Origin of the sequence: Spiroplasma endosymbiont of Melanargia galathea, from assembly GCF_964031075.1 — a bacterium.
Taxonomy (GTDB): Bacteria; Bacillota_I; Bacilli_A; order Mycoplasmatales; family Mycoplasmataceae; genus Spiroplasma_A; species Spiroplasma_A apis.
The window spans coordinates 540,853-561,057 of the sequence record NZ_OZ035000.1 but is presented as its reverse complement, the minus strand read 5'-3'; the positions used below and the strand labels follow the sequence as shown (position 1 = coordinate 561,057).

The 20,205-nt window shown below is 26.5% G+C and carries 16 protein-coding genes and 1 pseudogene; 4 read left to right on the top strand and 13 right to left on the bottom strand.

The genetic code is table 4. The annotated features are described in order from the left end of the window. Positions 1–36: 36 nt before the first annotated feature. Positions 37–1,020, bottom strand: a complete 984-nt coding sequence (locus AAHM92_RS02470) for a hypothetical protein (protein WP_500223070.1) — start codon at positions 1,018–1,020, stop codon at positions 37–39. A 13-nt stretch (positions 1,021–1,033) separates the two neighbouring features. Further along, positions 1,034–1,645: a LemA family protein gene (locus AAHM92_RS02465; RefSeq protein WP_023789367.1), complete on the bottom strand. Its 612-nt coding sequence runs from the start codon at positions 1,643–1,645 to the stop codon at positions 1,034–1,036. Positions 1,646–2,145: 500 nt separating this feature from the next. On the opposite strand from AAHM92_RS02465, the gene selD reads away from it, so the two are divergent. Beyond that, positions 2,146–3,132 (top strand): selenide, water dikinase SelD, encoded by a 987-nt coding sequence (gene selD, locus AAHM92_RS02460; RefSeq protein WP_500223068.1) that lies wholly within the window; start codon positions 2,146–2,148, stop codon positions 3,130–3,132. 2 nt (positions 3,133–3,134) lie between these two features. After that, entirely contained in the window at positions 3,135–3,764 is a 630-nt protein-coding gene (locus AAHM92_RS02455; RefSeq protein WP_500223115.1) for a hypothetical protein, read from the top strand. Here AAHM92_RS02455 and prdA read toward each other — a convergent pair. The 5 genes and pseudogenes from prdA to AAHM92_RS02430 form a co-directional block, all read right to left on the bottom strand. After that, positions 3,653–5,275: pseudogene (prdA, locus tag AAHM92_RS02450) on the bottom strand (D-proline reductase (dithiol) proprotein PrdA); the annotation flags it as partial. The gene AAHM92_RS02455 and the pseudogene prdA sit on opposite strands and share 112 nt — an antisense overlap. A gap of 39 nt (positions 5,276–5,314) precedes the next feature. Continuing rightward, positions 5,315–6,637 (bottom strand): proline reductase-associated electron transfer protein PrdC, encoded by a 1,323-nt coding sequence (locus AAHM92_RS02445; RefSeq protein ID WP_500223066.1) that lies wholly within the window; start codon positions 6,635–6,637, stop codon positions 5,315–5,317. A 95-nt stretch (positions 6,638–6,732) separates the two neighbouring features. After that, on the bottom strand, positions 6,733–8,574 hold the full coding sequence (locus AAHM92_RS02440) for a hypothetical protein (RefSeq protein ID WP_500223064.1): 1,842 nt from the start codon (positions 8,572–8,574) through the stop codon (positions 6,733–6,735). Positions 8,575–8,718: 144 nt separating this feature from the next. Then, complete coding sequence (locus tag AAHM92_RS02435; protein ID WP_500223062.1) at positions 8,719–9,264, bottom strand: hypothetical protein; 546 nt, start codon at positions 9,262–9,264, stop codon at positions 8,719–8,721. Positions 9,265–9,377: 113 nt separating this feature from the next. Further along, complete coding sequence (locus AAHM92_RS02430) at positions 9,378–9,983, bottom strand: hypothetical protein (protein WP_500223060.1); 606 nt, start codon at positions 9,981–9,983, stop codon at positions 9,378–9,380. Positions 9,984–10,213: 230 nt separating this feature from the next. Between AAHM92_RS02430 and AAHM92_RS02425 the strand changes: the two genes are divergently transcribed. Together AAHM92_RS02425 and AAHM92_RS02420 are read left to right on the top strand one after the other, a co-directional pair. After that, the gene (locus AAHM92_RS02425; RefSeq protein ID WP_500223059.1) at positions 10,214–10,675 is read left to right on the top strand and encodes a hypothetical protein; all 462 of its coding nucleotides are present in this window, start codon (positions 10,214–10,216) and stop codon (positions 10,673–10,675) included. Positions 10,676–10,893: 218 nt separating this feature from the next. Continuing rightward, on the top strand, positions 10,894–11,241 hold the full coding sequence (locus tag AAHM92_RS02420; protein WP_500223057.1) for a hypothetical protein: 348 nt from the start codon (positions 10,894–10,896) through the stop codon (positions 11,239–11,241). Between the two features lie 175 nt (positions 11,242–11,416). Here AAHM92_RS02420 and AAHM92_RS02415 read toward each other — a convergent pair whose 3' ends face one another. The 6 genes from AAHM92_RS02415 to AAHM92_RS02390 form a co-directional block, all read right to left on the bottom strand. Next, on the bottom strand, positions 11,417–12,340 hold the full coding sequence (locus AAHM92_RS02415; RefSeq protein ID WP_500223054.1) for a carbohydrate kinase family protein: 924 nt from the start codon (positions 12,338–12,340) through the stop codon (positions 11,417–11,419). A 3-nt stretch (positions 12,341–12,343) separates the two neighbouring features. Next, a complete protein-coding gene (locus AAHM92_RS02410) occupies positions 12,344–13,792 on the bottom strand; it encodes a GH32 C-terminal domain-containing protein (protein ID WP_500223053.1) in 1,449 nt (482 codons plus the stop codon). A 17-nt stretch (positions 13,793–13,809) separates the two neighbouring features. Continuing rightward, positions 13,810–15,711 carry a PTS transporter subunit EIIC gene (locus AAHM92_RS02405; protein WP_500223050.1) on the bottom strand — a complete coding sequence of 634 codons (1,902 nt, stop codon included), beginning with the start codon at positions 15,709–15,711 and terminating at the stop codon, positions 13,810–13,812. Positions 15,712–15,727: 16 nt separating this feature from the next. Beyond that, positions 15,728–16,426: a GntR family transcriptional regulator gene (locus AAHM92_RS02400; protein ID WP_500223048.1), complete on the bottom strand. Its 699-nt coding sequence runs from the start codon at positions 16,424–16,426 to the stop codon at positions 15,728–15,730. Positions 16,427–16,628: 202 nt separating this feature from the next. Continuing rightward, positions 16,629–17,978, bottom strand: a complete 1,350-nt coding sequence (locus AAHM92_RS02395) for a DUF2130 domain-containing protein (RefSeq protein WP_500223046.1) — start codon at positions 17,976–17,978, stop codon at positions 16,629–16,631. An 859-nt stretch (positions 17,979–18,837) separates the two neighbouring features. After that, on the bottom strand, positions 18,838–19,869 hold the full coding sequence (locus AAHM92_RS02390; RefSeq protein ID WP_500223045.1) for a hypothetical protein: 1,032 nt from the start codon (positions 19,867–19,869) through the stop codon (positions 18,838–18,840). Between the last annotated feature and the right edge of the window lie 336 nt (positions 19,870–20,205).

The window sequence follows — 20,205 nt, the reverse complement described above, 5'->3', positions numbered from 1 at the left end:
TATTCTATTTAAAATGATAGTTTTTTTAATTTCTAATTAATAAATATACTCAATATACTTCATTGCTTTAATCAAATTGTGAATATCTTCTTTGACTTTGTTTGCTAATTTCTTTTTGTAACTTTCATAGCTAAATACTGTGTCGAAACTGATAACACCTAAACTTTCTTGAGGAGCATTATCTCGGAATGAAGTGTGTTCTATCTTAAAATCATTTTCTATAATTAGATAATTAAAATCCTTATGCTTTATATTTGAAAACCCATCGATTAATTTTGGAGTTAGAAATTTCGCTGCTCTAATATCACCTTTTTTTAAGTTGATATCATATAATTTATTAAATACCACTGATTCAGTTTGATAATTCTTATCAAACATTCTTCCACGAGTTATTTTTAAGCCATTGAAAGTGTTATCATATAAATTATTTTCACACTTTAACAAAGTAGAGTTTTCATAATAGACATGTTCTTCGGTTTCACCATCAACAGTGTGACGTTCAACATGTCTGATTGGTAATTTATTTCTAAAGTTAACGGGAATATCTTTATATGAAAAAGTCACATAATTAACTTCATCATCTCTTTCCAAATAACTATTATTTGCAATAGTTGTCTTTGGATTAACAAGGAAAAACTTTAAATCTTTAATGTAGTCTTTCCCCTTTTCTTCAATTATAGAAATGCGATAAACTTCATCAAGTTTACCTTTTGAAAAGTGATGATTTATAAAGTTTTTAGTTAGTTCCTTTCGATCGCTATTTATATGTATTTTAATTGCTGATATCAAGAAAAAAATACCTACACCTAATATAATCAATCCAATACATAAATATGGTAGTGGTAAAAGAAGACCAAGAGCTGTTGAAACACAAACCCCCACCATTAAAATTAGAGAAGCAACACCAGCGTAAATATAAAATTTTTTATTTACTTTACTTAAGGAATTAATAATATTAACAAATTCTATATCCTTATCATAGATATTTCCTATAATTGTTTTCAAAGCGGCTTTATCCATACTTTAATTCTTTCTAATTAAAAGATACTTTAATATCTTCACGTTCATTATCTGTGATTTCAAAAAAAGGTTGAAAACACAGACCAAGTTGCCTAGCTGCTATATTTGTTGGATAAGAGTTTATAGATTGATTAAAATAACTTACATTAGAGTTATAAATCCTTCTTGCTGCTGCAATATTATCCTCAATATTACTTGTTTTTTGCATTAATTCTCTAATTAATTCATTAGATTTTAGATTTGGATAATTCTCTACTTGTAAAGAAATAGTTTTTGTTATTTTATCTAAATCATTTGAGTTTTTTATCATTTGGTTGACATCACCACCAACCCTCATTTTTGTTAAATTCATAAGCATGTCTTTTTCGAAGTGAATACTTTCTTTAACTTCATCTATCAGTTTTATTAAAGTATCTCTCCTATTCTTTAGTTGAACATCTATTCCTGATTCTGCCTCTGTTATTTTTATATTTAGAGATCTTAACTTATTTAAGTTAACTAAATGTACTATAAAAGGAATTATTAATAATCAACTTATCACAAAAAATACCTTACCTATAAAAAGTATTTTTGGTTTGTTTCCTACTTCACTATTTAAAGTTTTATTATCTGGATATACAATCATATTTCTCCTTACAATGTAAATTATACATTAAATTAATTTACACTTAAATTTATAATTATGTTAATTAATATCACATTAATCTAAAAACTTATATATTTAATAAAATACTATTTATCAAATTTTTATTCTTTTTTAAGTGTTAACTTTTTTATTATAATAAAAAATAAGTCAAAAACATTAAAAAAGACAAGATATATGTTTGTATATGGATGTTTCGTTAATCTAGATTCGAGTAAATAAATGAGTTTAAAATTAAATCCTAGTTATTATAATTTAAATTTGTCACAAACGTAATCAGACAAGATATAAACTATTTAAATCATACGGCATTCTTATTTCAAGCTTTTCTAACATCAAGATTATTATTGTCAAAATAATTATTTTGTATTAAAGAGCACAATTGATAATATTTATAGAAAATTTTCTAAAAACATTTTAATTTGTTATTAATTTTTCTTTATATTAGTTAGAATATCAATGAGAGAAAGAAGAGTGAGAATTTGAAAGATATAAACTGTATGGGTGGTTGTAGTTCTAAATTAGATAATAATAGATTAACTAAAATTTTAAAATTGGCTAGCACAAATTTAATTGGAAACGAAGACTCTAGTATTTGAAATTTAGAAAACGGAAAATCCTTAATAGAATCTTTGGATTTCTTTCCACAAATTTCAGATTCATTATATACCTATGGGCAAATAACGGCTTGTAATTCTATAAGCGATATATATGCAATGGGTGGCAAACCTGAGTTTGCTTTATCCATTTTAACAGTGACAAAAGATATGTCAGATGAAGATATTGCCTTAATTATAAAAGGAATGAAGTCAATATTGGATCCATTGAAGATCAAAATACTAGGAGGACATACAATTATAACTAATGACTTATTATGTGGTTTAAGTGTTACTGGATTTGTTGACAATATTGACCTTAAATTAAATAACACTCCAAAAGTCGGAGATATCTTAGTAATTTCTAAGCCTCTTGGTTTTGGAACAATTATGGCATCTAAATCAATTAATATGGTTAATTCAAATGATTATGAAGAAGCTATTAGGTGAATGACGACACCAAATGAATTAGCTAGTCTTCAATCAATTAAATATAATTTTAACTCATTAACTGATGTCACTGGTTTTGGTCTTGCTGGACACTTACTTGAAAAACTAAATAATAAGTTCACAGCATCTATTCAATTCAAAAGTATCCCATTAATTAAGAATGTTTTGGATTACCTAGGCAATTATATTGTTAATGGTGCTTTGGCTAATAATAGACGTAATTATTCAAAAGATATATATTTTGATGAAGATACCCCTTTTGCTATGAGACAAATATTTTTTGATCCTCAAACTTCTGGCGGACTTTTAGGAACACTTTCTGAAAAAGAGTATCTTAAATTGATTCAAGACCCTAAAAATGTTTTTACTAAAATTGGTGTAATAAAAGAAAAGAGTAACTATCTTATAAAGGTTGAAATTTAAATATGTCAAATTTATTTAGAGCTATTCCAAGCATTAGCGAACTACTTAAAAATGAAGATATTAAAAGCTATCCAATTGATGAAGTGAATAAACATTTTCTAATAGAAGAATCTTTATATGAGTTAAGGTACAGTATTGGAACAAAAAATATAAGTACTATTAGTTATCAAGAAATAGTTCTTGAAATATTAGAAAAATTTAAGAATAGTATTCTATTCTCCTTAAGGAAAGTCATCAATGCTACTGGAGTTATTTTACACACAAATTTAGGAAGAAGCATTTTACCTACAAGCTCTATCAAGAATTTTATTGAAGTAAATTCTGGATATTCAAATATTGAATATAATTTAAAAACTATGAAACGTGGTGACAGAGAAACGCATTTAAATAAAATACTGAGCGAGTTAACTAATTGTGAAGACTCATGTGTGGTAAATAATAATGCAGGAGCTGTATTTTTAGTTTTAAATACTTTTTCTAAAAACAAAAAGGTTCTAGTTTCAAGGGGTGAAAATGTCAATGTATTATTAGAAAGTATTTCATTTTCAATTCCTTGTTTTGATTTGTTCATATCTATTTGGGCATACATATATTCATTACCAACAACAAGACCACCTTGCACAGCAGAATAAGTAACACCAACAACTTTGATTCCTCGTTTACCTATTTCTCTATGATGTTCTGCATAATCAATATGATTGTTACCAAAACCTTCTGTTGTAATAATCACTCCATCTGGTTTTATATATTCAAACATCATTCCAGCTCTTCTTGCTACATAAAATTTTTCGTTATTTACTTGTGGAGAACCTACAACAACAAGCCCTACAAAATCAATATCTTGATCATTTAAGGCTTCTATAATTAATGGTTCTCTAAAATAATGTCGTGAAGTTTCTTTTGAAGCTGGACCGATACAAGTTAATGCATGTATTCCACCATCTAACAATTCTAATGGTGAGATAGCAATTGGTAAATTACCTAAATCAACATTAGGTACAGCACCAATAGTTCCAATAGGTTCGACAGGTAATATTAAGTTGTCATGCATAGCACCTTGACCCATTATCTCTTTTAAAATTGCAACTTTTGGTTTACCTGCACGGGAAGTTTGTTTAAATTCTTCGGTTTTTGTTATGGTTAAATCTTTCGCTTCTTTTAGTGCATCACGTATTTCTTGCACAATAACATTTGAACATAAGTGAGCAGCAAGTGGACCGGGTCTTTCCATACCAGCGTTAGCTTTAATTACAACATGACATCTTATGAATATATCACCATAATCTGGTGCACCGGGTCGACCTCACATAATGTTTCGTTTTATTTCACCTTCTGATGAACCGAACTCCCCTATTTGTTTATTCTTTTCATCAACACCTGTTAATAAAAGAATTACTTTATCTAATACTCTTGTTTTCCCTTCTCCAAGAACTCCTTCAACCTTTACTGCTATTGGTTGAATGTCCATAATTGTGTCGATAACTTTTCCATAATCTTCTTCTGTTAATATATCGTACTCTAATTTTTTAACTAAATTATTACCTTTTGATATTGCTAATTCTGACAAGTTTTTATTTATAGTTAATACGTTATTTTCAATACTAGTTTTTTTACCTAGAACAACTTTATCAACTTTAACATACTCTTTAGTCAAAGATCTTACAACACTTTCTGTTGCATCTTCTTTTATTTTATCCAAAGGTTTCTCGTTAAAAGATTTATTAGAATTATAATCATAACTTGAATTAGTAATTGGAAATGATATATTAATATTTTCACCTTTACCAATTTTTATATTTACAATACCGTTGTTTATCAAAGGTTCATTTATCATTACATTTGTATCTGTTTTTTTATCTTCGACTATTTTTTCATCTTGTATTGATGCACTTGTTCAACCCTCAACATTATCAGAGGTAAGTGGTGTTAAAGCATCAACAGTCATTTTTAACTTACCACCAATTACCTGCCCAATTTTTAATACATTGTCTGGTAGTACTACTAATCCAGAATCAATAAAGTCGGGTAATAAATTTGGATCTTCCAGTATTTTTTCATCTACAAGTGAACCTTTTTCAAATCTACAACAAGTAATTGCTGGTTTGTCTTTAAATTTCTCAATTTTTTCTTTACTTAGAGACATATTTTCCTCCTTTTTTGAAATGTATTTGTTTCAAACCGTTTAATCTTCAATCTTTCGATAAAGTTTATGATTTGAAGCTCTTAATACAAAATCTGTCTTATGGATTAATTTCAAACCCATATTTGGAGTTACCTTAGCAACAGTATTAGTCCGGGACTCACAGGTACCAATTAATATTGCTGTAGCTCCTTCTTTTTTTAAAGCCAATACTGTTGGTGCTTGACCTGGACATATACCAGGTAAATTATATCTTAGTCTTCCGTTTTGATCAGGAAGCATTCTTTTACAATTTCTTTCACCAACAACTTGTCCACCCATAATATTTGCTAGTTCTCTCAACTCTTCGAGTTGAGCGCCACACTCACAACCAATAAGTCCAAATTTTTCTTTTTCAAAATGATAGAATGGGGTCGCAACTAAAAAACCCCCACTAGTTTTAGTGATGGGGGTTTCCATATCTCTAATTTGTCCTGTAAATGGTCCTCCAACATACAATGGACCAGACGAATCTATAGAACCAAAAACTTTTTCCAAAATACTTTTGGCAGTTAATCCTATAGGTGTATCTAAAAAAACTTTTCCTTCTGAAAGAGAAACTTGATTTACTCTGCCACCAACGGTTAAATCTTTTGTTATGACTGGTCTGAGTTCATCGATTGCTCTACTAACATTTTTAACAGTCTCCACATTGGTTACAATCGACTTGGTTTTCCATGGTAATTCGCCTGGTTGCAATTCAATACCGGTTATTTCACGTATGATAACTCGTTCATCTCCGGCAGGATACATATCTGTTAAATCAAAAATTTCAATATTTTCTTCTTCTAAAAGTGCTTTTCTTATAGTTAGGAATACTTTAGTGTACTTATGTTTAGTAGCAAAATATCCTTTTTTAGCGTTAGTGATTTCCATCAAATGCTTTAGTCCTTTAACTAAGAAATTTATATTGTTTTCAACATAGCTGATGTTATGATTCAATATCGGCTCACATTCTGCTGCATTAACAATAATTTTTCCATTATCATCATCACTAAATTTTATTTTAAATTTTTCATAAGTAGGAAATCCCGCTCCACCAGCACCTACTACTCCAGCACTTTTTATTAAGTCTAATTTAGATAGTTTTTCGTCTAGTCTTATATATTGCGAATCATCTTCGTTCAAATCATAATTAAGAAGCTCAATTGACTTTTCATCAATCTTACCTATTTGCGCACTAAAACTAGAATGTATGTTGGAACCTAATCCATTTGGAACGGCTATTAATTGTCCCCTTTTTACCATATCACCAGTGTTGACGATTGGTTTACAAGGAACACCAACGTGTTGCTTTAATAAAATTTTTAAAGCCGTAAAAACCATCTCCTTCACAAATATGATATACCCATTAGTGAAAAAAGTAATTAAAAGAAAAAAAAGATTTGCATCTTTTTTTACGTATATTTACTTTGGAAGTACTAGCTATTAAACATTTTTACTATGTCTATTTTTACAGTAGTACCATTTATATAGAATCCACCAAAAGTATACTTAATTTCCTTAGAAACATTATTTTGACCTTTTTTAGCTTCAATAACGACACTAAATTGATTACTAATAACTGCAGTTCCTTTTCTTATTTGAATATCTTCAAGCTTCATTGGATTTAAGTCTTTGTTTAAACTCATAAATTGTTTTAATATTGATTCTTCAACTTTAATAGGATTATCAACATCACTCATACTTAGAAAATCTTGGGTAATAAAGTTACCACTTTCTTTTATTTGGTTTGCACTATCACTTAAATCTAATGGTGCAACTCTTATGAATACATCATCTAATGATCCATTAACTTTTGTAGAGTTTGAGTTTGCTTTTAGATTAAATTTCCTATTTATTTTTTGTCCTTGTATAACATGGAAGTTTGATAATTGAATTTGACCAACTATATCATCTGAAATATCAGCGTAACCATTTTGTTTGAAAAACTCTTTTATCAAGTTAGATTTATCTGTTGAATTTAGGTCTAAATCAGTATTTTTATTTGCATAGCCTTCAACATATCCTAATATAGGATCAAACTTAGAAATATTAATGCTCTCATAAACTTCTAAATTAAAGCTTACTGAGTCAGCGTTTTTATATGATATCGTAACAACTGTTTTTCCTTTAGATAAAGGAGTAATTGTAATTGCTTTAAGATTAGAATTGTATTCGACTTTAGCAACTTTTTCTACCGAACTTTTAATTACTGGTAACTCATTTGCAATTGGATTCTTAATAGATAATAAAACGTTTTTTGAACCATCTTTTTCAAATAGCGCTTGATCAGCAACTTTTTCAATAACTGGTTTTTCTACTACTTTTTCTGTAACTTTTACTTCTACTGTTTCATCACTAACTGCATTATCACTTCCAAAAATAAGAGATGCTGAACCAGCTTGTTTGACATTTAATTTTATCTCTTTATTTGATTCGTTAATGTTTATATCTAAAAATGAAGGTTTTTGTGATTTTAATTTAAGGTTTTTAATTTTATCACTGTATGTTATTGTTGCAGCTGGCAAGATATTATTTTCTATGATCAAATCAATTTTATTTTTACTTAAACCTAGATCAAATTTTTCCTTTTTAATACTTACAATTAAAACTTCTTTTAACTGATATTCTTGACTAAAAAAAGCAACAGAATAATGATCACCACTAAAGTTTTTATCGATTTTAATAGTGATTTCTTTTAATTCATTATTTATATCTACTGTTATACCCATAGTTGTGAATATTTCTACAACTTTGAGGTCGTTTATTTTTTCGTTAAAGTTTATAATTTTTTTAGTTTCATTAGTTTCATCGAATGCTATAGTTTTTTGAGGTAAAATATTTCCAATAATTGGCACATTTTCATTAATGTCTGGTGAAGTATTAGGTTTAGATAACCCTTTTCAAACCCCAAAGCTTATAGCTGAAATTAAAGGAATCAAGAGGACAAAAAACATATAATACATTTTTTTAGGATTTACTCTCCTTATTTTAGTTTGCATATGAGATTCATAAGATAGATTTGAAGGTTTTCTTTTTGAAATACTCTCTTGTATCTTTGTTTCTATTTGGCAACTTTGGATACTTGGACTTTCTTTAAAATCATATTTACCAACAATTCGTGACCTAAAATGTAAATATTGTTTTTTATTTTTAAAGTAAAATTCTGTGTAACAATTTATACACTTGTAATGCCCACAAATTTTATCATAAGCAATTTTTAAATGTTCACACATGTCACCGTCATTTTTTGAATAAAATGAGTTAAATCTTGTACTCATACTTTATTCCCCCTTTCCTCAAAAAAATTTGTAATTAATTTTAGCAAAAATGCAGCTAAATATAAATAAAAAAAGATATTATTTCTTATATTATAACATTTTATGTGTATAAAAAAATCTCTTTGTAAGAGACTTTTATGTTGTTTAAATTATGTTGATATTTTTAAAAAATAATAATTTATATTTTCATTCTGTCACACTAATTTTCAATGTGCTTGAGTATGAATATGTAAATTTATAAATATATATTTTGAAAGTTGTACTATTTTTTTGACCTTCAATAGTGGGTATATAAGAAACACCATGTTCTTTAATATCAGATAAGTTATTTAGTTCTGTGAAGTTTTTGATGAATGGTTCAAGAGTATCAGTATACTCACCATCTAAGGAAATATCTTTAATTTTTAAAGTGTCATTTAATTTGATTGAACTAGTCTTTGTATAACTGTCATTTAATTTATCCTTTTTTTCACTTAAATTGAATACTTTCTTTTTTGAACAATCAAAATCATTACAAAATTCTGCTTTGCTGTCTTCTAAGTCTTTTATGAATGTTTTATCGTTTTTTTCGTTCTCAAAGTTTAATTCCTTAGCAGGATCTTTAATCCCACAAGAAATAGTTAAAGATGATGTAGTACCTAAAGAAAACGAAAGTGATAATATACCTAATTTTGATAAAAAAATTTTCATTTTATTTCTCCTTGTTAATTATATTTTATAAAAAAATAATGCAAAAAATCAAATAAAGCAATGAATAAATAGTTATTTTTTCTTAAAAAAAGCCTTCTATTAAGAAGGTCTTTTTAAGAAATAGTAATTGTATTTTTATATATCAAGGTTGATTCCCCTTTAATTCCTGATTGTTTACCATCTTCTGATAATTTTCCATTAAACTTAAAGTTGTATAAAAAAGTTGTAAAATCAGAACTATTTTTAGTTCCTTTAATGGTAAAGAAATAAAAACTTATAGAAACAGTTTTTTCTACATCATTTGTAGTCTTTTCATTTTTAAGACCTTTTACTTCATTAAATATTTCATTAATAAAATCGGGGAAAGCCTCAGTTGAATTTGCTTCTTCCCTATTTTCAAAACTTTCTTGACTAGGGAAAACTACCATTGTTCCTTCAAAGTTTCCTAAATCAAAGTCTTCGTCTTCAACTTTCTCATCAATATAATCTCTTTGTAATTTATTACCTTCTATTAATAATCCTTTTGTTTCTGCATTAGTTCCTATTAAAGCTTTATTTTTTAAAACTTCAATAAAATCGTTGTCCTTCTTTCCTTCTTTGTAAGTTAATGATTTAACTTCTTCTTTTTTTGGTGTCGAACAAGAAACAACATTAGAAAATGTAGTTCCTGTTGATGATACTAAGCCAATTGCGGCTACAAAACTCATTAATTTTTTCATTTTTTTTATTCACCTCAATTAAAATTATAACACAATATAAGTGTTAATACACTGCATATTATGAGTTTTTTCTTGTTTTTGAAGTGACTTAATTTCTTTCTAAGTTAGACACGACAATTGTGAGATAACAAAAAAATAAAAAAACTTTTTTATTTAGATTAGAGTGTAATATCAATAACTAATTATGAAATTACATACTTATGTAATATAATAAGTTTTTAGGGGGCTTTATGAGTAAAGAAAATAATTACATAAAAGAAAAGCGACAAAAAGCGAAACTAGAACATAATCAATATGTGCAAGATAAAATAAGTCAAGTCCTAGATAATCCTATTGAAAAACAATTATCTTTTAGGAATTCTAAAAGGTTAAGATATTATGATTACATTATAATTATTTTGGCTTGTTTGTTTGCTATTGGTATATCTTTTTTAATTTCAATATATTTACTAAAGAATATATCTCGAACAGAGTGAGTAACAGCAGCTTTTACAGTTTTTTCTATAATCGGTAGTCTCGTAACAAGTTGATTAAAGAACAATTATGTAGCAAATTACTATAATGATAAACGTAAGAGATATCAAACAACTCTTTCTGATGAAGAAGGAACTATGAGAAGAATAGCAAAAATTTTTCTCATAACTGGTGCAATCTTATTAATAGTAAGCATCGTTTTTATATTTGTGCTTTAAATAATTACTCTCATGCATATAGTATGGGAGTATTTTATTTAGAATCGCTTTTCTTACTTAAATAATTAAGGACCAAAGTTACTCACCTTTAAATTGCGACTCAACGTCTTTATAAAAGATAACATTATTTAATAATAGATAGCTCAAATCGTTGCTTTTAACCTTTTTTTTAGTATCATAAATTGCGACTCAATGTCAAATAGAAAGGTAATAAAAAGATGAACGGATTAGCCAAAGGTGGAATAATATCATCAATTATAGGAGCTAGCATTTGTTGTCTGGTTGGTATTCTATTACTTGTCGAAGGATCAACAATTGCTAAAACATTTAAATTTATGAGTGCAACATTATTAGTAATGGTCAGTGCTTTTTTAATACTTGGTCCTCTACTTGTAATTATATTTGGTGGGTTGGCATTATCAAAAAAATCAAATACATTCAAAATTATTTGTGGTATTTTATCTTTAATATGTGTAACATTTGCATGATCAGCTTATTACGTACCATTAATTTTATTTCTTGTTGGTGGAATTCTAACACTGTGTGGAAAAGTTAAAAACGCATAATAATAAAACTATAATTATATATAAAAAGAATTTCTTAAATAGAAATTCTTTTTCTTTTTTAGCTACTTTTAAAAATATTTAAATATCAACAAAAAGCCCTATTCATTTAAAATATTTACTTTTGTCTATAATGATAATTAGATAATAAACACATTTTAAAAAAAGGAGTTACCTCCTATTTTTCTAGATAATCAAGGAACGTTAATGCTCCTAAATGTCTAACTGTTTGATTAGCAAATTTATTAGACTTCATAACTATTTCAAAAATCTTTTCCTTGCTTGAGTCAGAATCTATATTTTCAGAAACAAATTCGTTAATAAGACTTGAAACAAAAGCATCGCCAGCCCCTGTTGTATCAACCAATTCTTCACATTTGATTGTTGGTACATATAAAATCTCATTATTTCAACCACACATTGTATCTTTTGAGCCACGAGTTATACATATTAATGCCTTTTTATTATTTTCCATTAATTTTTTTAAAGCTATTTCTTCATCCTTGATACCTGTTAAAAGTTGCAACTCTTCGTCACTAAGTTTGATTAAATCCGCTTTTAATAAAAACTCGTTTGTGAACTTACAAAAATTATTAATATCTTCACTTGTCAACCATAGCTTATCTCTAAAATTAGGATCAAAACTGAATCTTATATTGTTTTCTTGAGCAAATCTAAATAAATCTCAATAAGATTTATTTAGATTACCTGGCAAAAAACCTGTGGCACTACCGAAATGAATGAAATCAATTTCTTTTAGTGATACATCTTCAATCAAGTCAAGATTGAATTCAGCATCACTATTTCTAATAAACTCAAAAAATCTTTCTTTATTTTCATCTAATGTAACTCTAGCTATAGTGGTTTGCAAATTTGAATCTTGGATAAAATTTGTTTTAACATCAAATTTTTTTAAGAAAGAATTAATTGTTTCTTTATGATCATCATTACCTAAAGAACCCATAAAATAACTTTCATTTGTTCCTAAAGCAGCAATAGAACATGCAACATTAAAACTTGCTCCCCCAACTTCTGCCTTATCAATACCATCAGCATAATAGACATCCATTAAGACTTCACCTATTGAAACTATTTTTTTCATATCTTATTCCTCTATTTCATTTTTAAAGATTATATTATTTCAAATGTACTTGTTTGAAATCAGCTGATACGCTTCAAATTCTTTTAAATTTAATTTTATTTTACTATGATTTTTTATGAAAAATCTTAACGAAATTGCATACTGACCATTATTTATAAATAACTCTAAACAACTTCTATCAATCATTATTCTAATATCTTCGATGTTTAAATCACCAAAATTTATTTGCGAAGGTAAATTAACTTCATCGATATAATCCATTTTTAATCTATCTATTGAAAAAACATTGTTTACGTTTTTCAAAATTACATAGTTACTATCATTACCTATAGAGATTTCGAAGTCATTATTATTTATGTTTGTTGATAACAATTCCACAATTCCATTATAATAATTTATTTCGTTATTGTTTGTTTCAATTTTATTAGAACGTAGTGCTTCTAATTCTTTTATTGGTAGTTGATGAATGACTCCGTTTTTTAAAAATAACTCTCTTGGAACTGTTAAATGATTACTTCAAGTCGTTAACTCATTAGGATATGGATTAGATTTTGAATTACCTAATCAACCCATCATAATTACACGCTCATTTGTATTAGCAAATACTTGAGGAGCATAAAAATCATAACCTAAATCAATTTTTATTAGTTTAGATTTGTATTTGAAGTTTATTTCATCATCTAATTCTATTTCTCTATATTTTACAAAATGACTACCTTCATTTAAGGGAGCATCTTGTTCAAGGCAAGCAAAGATAAATTCCTTACCTTCCAATTTGAAATAATTAGGGCATTCTAACATATATGAGTTTTGTTCATCACCAGAATCAATATTAATATCTTTAAATCATTCTCAAGTTGTTCCGTTGAAAACGTAAAGATTAAGAACACCTTCTTTTTGTTTAGTTTGTGCCCCATTTAGCATATATAGCTTTTCATTTTTCTCAAATACAACTGGATCTCTAAAATGACCAGTATATTTATCCAAATCACACTCGAATAATAATTCTTTTTTCACAATCTTTTCTTTTAAATCTATGAAAGCTTTTAATGTGTAACTTGTTCTATTAATATCATCAAACTTTATGTTTCCTGTATAGTAAATTTCTATTTTTCCATCTGAATTAACTCTAGCACTTCCTGAAAATACACCATTTTTATCATACTTATTTGAAGGTATTAGTGTAAGACCTTCATAAACATAATTAATGAAATCCTTAGTTGTAAATAAAGCCCAAGATTTATTATGGTGTTCAATGCTAAAAGGACAATTTTGCATAAATACAAAATATTGTCCTTTGTAATAAACTAAACCGTTTGGATCATTTGTAGAACCACAATAGCCAGATAAATGGTATTGGTTATTATATCAGTCTTGTTCTTTTTTCATATGATATTCTTCAAACAAGTTTAAGTGATCTTCATTAATTAAACTATATTTTTCTCACTTCATTTTATATACCAACCATTCTATCGTTGACTTCTTTTACTTTCAAGCTTTTCTTTTTTGATTTTATCCAAGTGAGCTTGTCATTTTTGAGGGTCTTTTTTCAGATTTTTTAGTTCTTCTTTGTTTTTAAGTTTTGCTTCTTTTTCTGCTTTTTCATTTATTTTTAGTACTTTAACTTCTTCAAGATAACTATCGTACTTTTGTTTCGCATTTTTTAGTTTTTCTTCTTGTGATTTATATTTTTTTAATTTACTTTCTGCTTTTTCTAATAATTTATCATGATTATCAACAGAAGTATCTTTTTTAATTCTCTTAAGATCTAATTCAGCATTAACAACTTTAGTTGAGAACACTTGCAATTGTTTTTCTGTAACTTTTTTTCCTGATTCTCAATAAAAGAAAATAGTTAGTGCAAATGCAGATGAAAAGGCAACAATATTAACTAAGATTATCAATAATAAGTTTCTTACATTGTTTGAATATAATAGTAATCCAGGAAGTACTGTCACTCCCATTCCAGAACAAGTTACTTTTAGTAAACCTGCAACAAATCCACCAACAAATCCACCAACAGAAGCAAATATAAATGGTTTAATTTTAGGTAAGTTTACTCCAAAAATTGCGGGTTCAGTTATTCCGAAAACTGTCGAAACAGCTGATGAAATTGCTAGATTTTTTTCTTGCTTAGCTTTTGATTTCAAGGCTACTGCCATTGCAGCACCTCCTTGAGATATAATTGAAGCTGTTCAAATTGCATTAAAGATAGATCCTTGTGCAACTCCATTTTCAGGAATGCTTCCATCAATTACTAATTGCATTTCAAGTCCTTGTAAAACTTGATGACATCCTGTTATAACAATTGCTTGTAATAGTCCCGCAATTAAAGCAGTTCCAAATCCAAATGGAATATTTAAGATTGCTTTTGTACCGATTAGTACCCCTTTTTCTACTAACAATAGGATTGGTCCTAGTGCTAGTAATGCGACAGCAAGTGAGATTGCTATTGTTAAAAACGGTGTAAATATGATATTAACTGATTTAGGCATTCAAGTCTTTATTCATTTTTCTAAATAAGCGACTCCAATCCCAATAATTAAAGCTGGTAAAACAGATCCTTGATAACCTGTTATTGGAATAATTCATAAATATAGAGGTTTAACTGGAGTATCCATGATACCTAAACCAGTAGAAGCCATTCATTCTTTTTCTCAACCTTCACCATGTTTATTTTGGAAGGCGCTTTGAGCATCTCAAGTAGCGATAGCTCCTTTATCAGGTAGTAACGGACTTATTAGCATCAAACCAATAATTATTCCTAATACAGGGTTACCCCCAAAACGTTTTACAGTTGATCAACATACTAAAACAGATAATGAACTAAAAGCTGTTTTAGTTACGATGTCAATGATTTTTCCAAATAATGAGCTTTTATCGTAATGAAAAATATTTTGAAATAAAGCCGCAAGTCCCATTGCTAAACCAGCAGCTACTATTGCGGGAATAATTGGTAGGAATATATCCCCTAAAGTTTTCATACTCATTTGTATTCATGCAAACTTGCCCCCTTTGTTTCTTAAGGCTTCTTTGTTTGCTCTTGCTTTCATTTTGAATTCTTCAAAGTCAGTATTTTTATTAGTTTTTGAAGCATTATTGCTTTCAATAGTTGTTTCTAGAAGTTTTTTAACTTCTGCATAGGCAGCCTCTACAACACCTGTACCTAATATAATTTGTAATTGATTTTGACTTCAATTAATTCCTTTTGTAATTGGTGAGCTTTTGATTGAATCTATGTTTACTTTTTCTTTATCATAAACATTAAATCGCAACCTAGTGACACAATGTAAGTATGTATCAATATTTTCTTTTCCACCAACTGCATCAAGAAATCTTTTTGCCTCATCAGCATAATTAATTTTTGCCATTGTTTATTAACCTTTCTTATTTTCTTCACTCAATAAAGTTTCATTCAAAAAAACTTGGTTGATAATAACTTTTTCTGAACTCTAATAGTTCACCAAAAATATCGTAAACCCTTCCTTCATCTAATATCAAACCGTTATTTATCTCATCTTTTAAAGCGAATTCTTGTTTCAAAGATTCACTTTCAGTTATAAATGAGATTTTCTTAGAGGAGTGGCTCAATATTGACTTTGATTTATTTTCAATAAAATAAATCAAACCATGGTTATTTAAGTCATCTAATGTTAGATTTTTAAATTTTTCTTTAGCTAAATAACTTTCTTGAAATAAGATTAATTCATTTTCTAATGTAAATCTAACACACTTATATTTGATAATTCTTTGGCCCACTTGATAACCAGTAAGTTTCGAGATTTCTTGATCACAAACTACTTCAATAAAATCTTTGTAAATATTTTTAGATCCTGGGAATAATTCTCGAAAGCTAAATAAAAGATTATTTGCAACTTTATCTTGGACAATGAAACCTTTACCATTGACAGCTTTTACTATTTGTAATTCTATTAGTTTATTAAAAGCCATTCTTATAGGTTGTTCAGAGTATTGAAACTTGGTTTTTAACATATTTTGACTAGGTAATGATTCTCCAGGTAAAACTTTATTTTCTCTTATCAAATACATTAAATAGTCAAATACTATTTCTCATTTTTTGTCCATTATACGTTTCCTTTATTGAAATTATACAATGATTATCAATAGTTTAGTGTTAATCAATCATTTTATCTAAATATATAATTTATTTTGTGAATTGATACATAATGATTATTTAATAAATACATCAATAGAGAAACACCTATAATCATAAGTTTTGTAAAATAAGGTCAAAAAAAGAAACCTTAGTGAATTAAGGTTTCTTTATTTAAAAAGTGAAACTTTCTATAAAATTAATTATTAATTCTTGGAATTTTCTAACAATTATCTCTCGATTTTTGGTAATATCAGCAACTTTATTTATGATAGTTTTTTCATCACCTTCAATATTATTTATACTTTTTTGGAACACTGATTTAAATAATTCAAAAGATGATGTCTTTCATTTACCAAAATCATCCATAACATCATTCGAAGCACCTTGATTTTTTAAATTATTTTCCATGATGATGATTCTTCTAATCATTCCTATAACGAAGGCAAAACTTTCTGGATCTGCTATGAAAATGTTTTTATTTTTATCTGATACTAAAAATGGTATTTTGAACTTGTCAACAACCGAAGTTGCCACTAATATAGCATAAGAACCAGATTCCTTAGCCATGTCTTCAGCCAATTTAGTCTCTCAACTTTCTTTTCACTCTCCATTTTTACATTCAAACACTATTCTTCCTATTTCTTTGTCATCTACTTTAACAATTTGTAGGTAATCAGCTTTATTACCTACTCTTGTTATTTTTTTGATTTCATCATTCGAAATTGCAGCTAACTTTCTTAATTCAGTTTCAACTTCTAATTCTCAATTTTCCCCTTTTATTTTATTATTTAAAATTCTATTTGTGGCATTTGCTAATTTTAATTCATTGATTATTTTATCTTTCTCTTCCAATAATTCGGCATTCATTTTTAATAGTTCTTGCTCTTTTAAAAGTAACTCAGTTTTTAAAGAGTTTTTTAAGTTATTAACTTCTTCTGTTAATGAAGCAATCATATTGTTTTTACTTAACTCAACTTCCATAACTTTTGATTTTAAAATATTATCTACTTGATCTTTATAAGATTGGAATTCTAGTGTTGTAGTGTTTAACTTATTTTCAAGATTACTATTTTTTTTATTAACTTCTTCTAATAATTTTGAGTATGTGTTATTTATTTCTAACTCTTTTTGTTTTAGAGCTAATTCTTTAGTTTTGTCACTAGAATCAAGAGCTTTTTCAAGTTCATTAATTTTTGTTAGATATTTATCAGTTAATTCCTTTTCCTTATTTAAGATTGATTTCTCTTTTTCTAGTTGTAATCATTCAATTTGTTTTTCTAGATTGTTGATTTTGTCTTTGTTTTCGCTTTTAATGTTTAATTCCTTTAACTCAACTTGTTTTCTTAATTCTTCTTGATAGTTTCTTTCAAGCTGTTTTTTAATCTCTTGATAATGCTTTTCTTCGTACTTACTTACTATCGAATTCTTGAACTCGTTGAATTCAGAAGTGTGTTTATCTAAATTTTCATCCGATATATTTACTATTTCTAAACAGTTCGGACATTTAAATTTGAATTCCATGTTTTTTTCTCCTTTTTTTTTACAATAATACTTATTTTTAGAAATATCTATATAAATTGCTCTATCGCAAATAAATAATAAATTACTTGTAAAATTTTACTTTTCTATTTTTTAAATAATAACAATATTATATAAAATAATATTTTTTAAAATTATGCTAAAAGTAATGTTCGATATTTTAGTTACTCTTTTAAAAAAGTGTAAATTATAAATATTTTATTTAAATAAGCGTTACTCATCATGATCTATTTATCAATCAGATATAAGTTATTAATCTTTAAATATTATTTTAATATTTATTATTATAGGTTTTTTCCTAAATATTTTTTTTAATTTTCTTTTAATAAAAAAATACATATTAAATCCTCCTTTTGAGTGTAATAGACAAAAGTTTTATTTGTTTTTAAAACTACTTACAAATTAATTTAACAAACACTCAAGAAAAGAGGAATATGAACTTAAATTTTTAAAAATAAAATATTTTGAATGATATATAAAGGAATTTTGTGACTGATGTACTAAGGTGTTAATTATTCCTTAATAATGATGGTTATATAAATCCTTTAAAAATATTATCTTTATAAAAATAAGCATTACTCATCATGAACTATTTATCAATCAGATATAAGTTATTTTTGGGCTATTACATATTTATAATAACATATAAGTTGTCTTTTCTTTTTTTTTTTTTTTTTATTATCATTTAAACCTTTAATAATTGATAAAAAAGAGATAATAATTATTAATAATCATATATTTAGGTAAAATGTTTCGATATTTCAAATTATAATTTATCACTAATCAACAAACTTTTACTTATTTTTTATAAAACTATACATATTTGTTTGCAGTAATTATTTTAATAATCTTCTAAGATGTTTAAAATAATAGAAAGTTCATCAACGTCAAATTCTTCAACTTCCTTATTATTTGTAAGTGACATATAAATTTTTTGAGATAATTTAACCTTATCTTCAGCGGCAAAATGAATAACACATTTGTCAGTTTGATTGAAGTTTCTTATTTGTTCTTTTGACAAGTTAAATAAAAATGATAAGGCAACAATTTTAATATTATAGTTTCTAGCTTTAATTTTAGTATTCTTTTTATATGCTTCAAGTTGTCTTTTAATTTTTGCTTTCTTACTTTCTAAGTTAGTGTTATTTCAGTATTCAGATCACTGTTTTAATTCTAAAATCACTATATTATAATCATCTGCTGTTTTGGCAATTAGCATTAAATCAGGTCTAAGAGGAAAATATGTTTCTTTAGCTCTTTCATTTTTACTTTTTCAATGTACTTCTTTTTCAAAAACTAATCAAGTATTTTTTATAAAGTTTTTCTTATTCTCGTTATAAAATAAAGCTTTTAAAGGCACGAAGTTTGCAAATCAAGATTGTTTTTCTTTATTTGAAATATCATTTATTTGATTACATGCTAGTAAACTCATAACAATCATTCAACCATTATCTGATTTAAAATCCTCTAATGTCATGATAAATTTTGCATTATTTTGTGTTCCTTTTTCTACCTTATCAAATACAAATTTTAATGCTTTTCTATAATTACTATTGCTAATAAATTGTCGTTCTAATCTTTTGAAAAAGCTATCAAAATGAGTTTCCTTACTATTATTGTTATTTAAAAAGTTTTTAATTGATTCTTGTTGAAAAAGTAATAATTCATTTTCTTTTTGTCGATAGCGACCAATTATTATTCTATTGTTTTGTTTTAAATTTAAATTTTCACTAGATAATTTAGATAATTTTTTCTGATTATTTTGTAATACTTCCTTAATTCGCTTATTCTTATTTTTATTCCAAAAAATATAAACCATTAATACAAATATTATTAAAGTAAAAAATATTATAACTCAATGTAAATAACTCATCTTTCTTTCATCCTTTTTTTGATTATAGAATAAAGTAATTGAAAAACTTTTTAAAATTGTGAATATAAATATAATGTTCGTTTATTTATACCTTTAGAAAAGTATTTTGTATATTTCTTTAAAATTAAACTCCAATAAATTTTTAATTTTGAATAATTAATATAAATAAATCATTTACATAATGATAATAATCATCTATTAAGTTAATGAAAAATCTATTTATATGATTATCTACCAATAATTTTGAATATGATGAATTAAGAATACAAATCTAACATGTTAAATCTTGAAACGTTCATATCAAGTAGAACTTTAATAAAAAATGCCTCAACATAG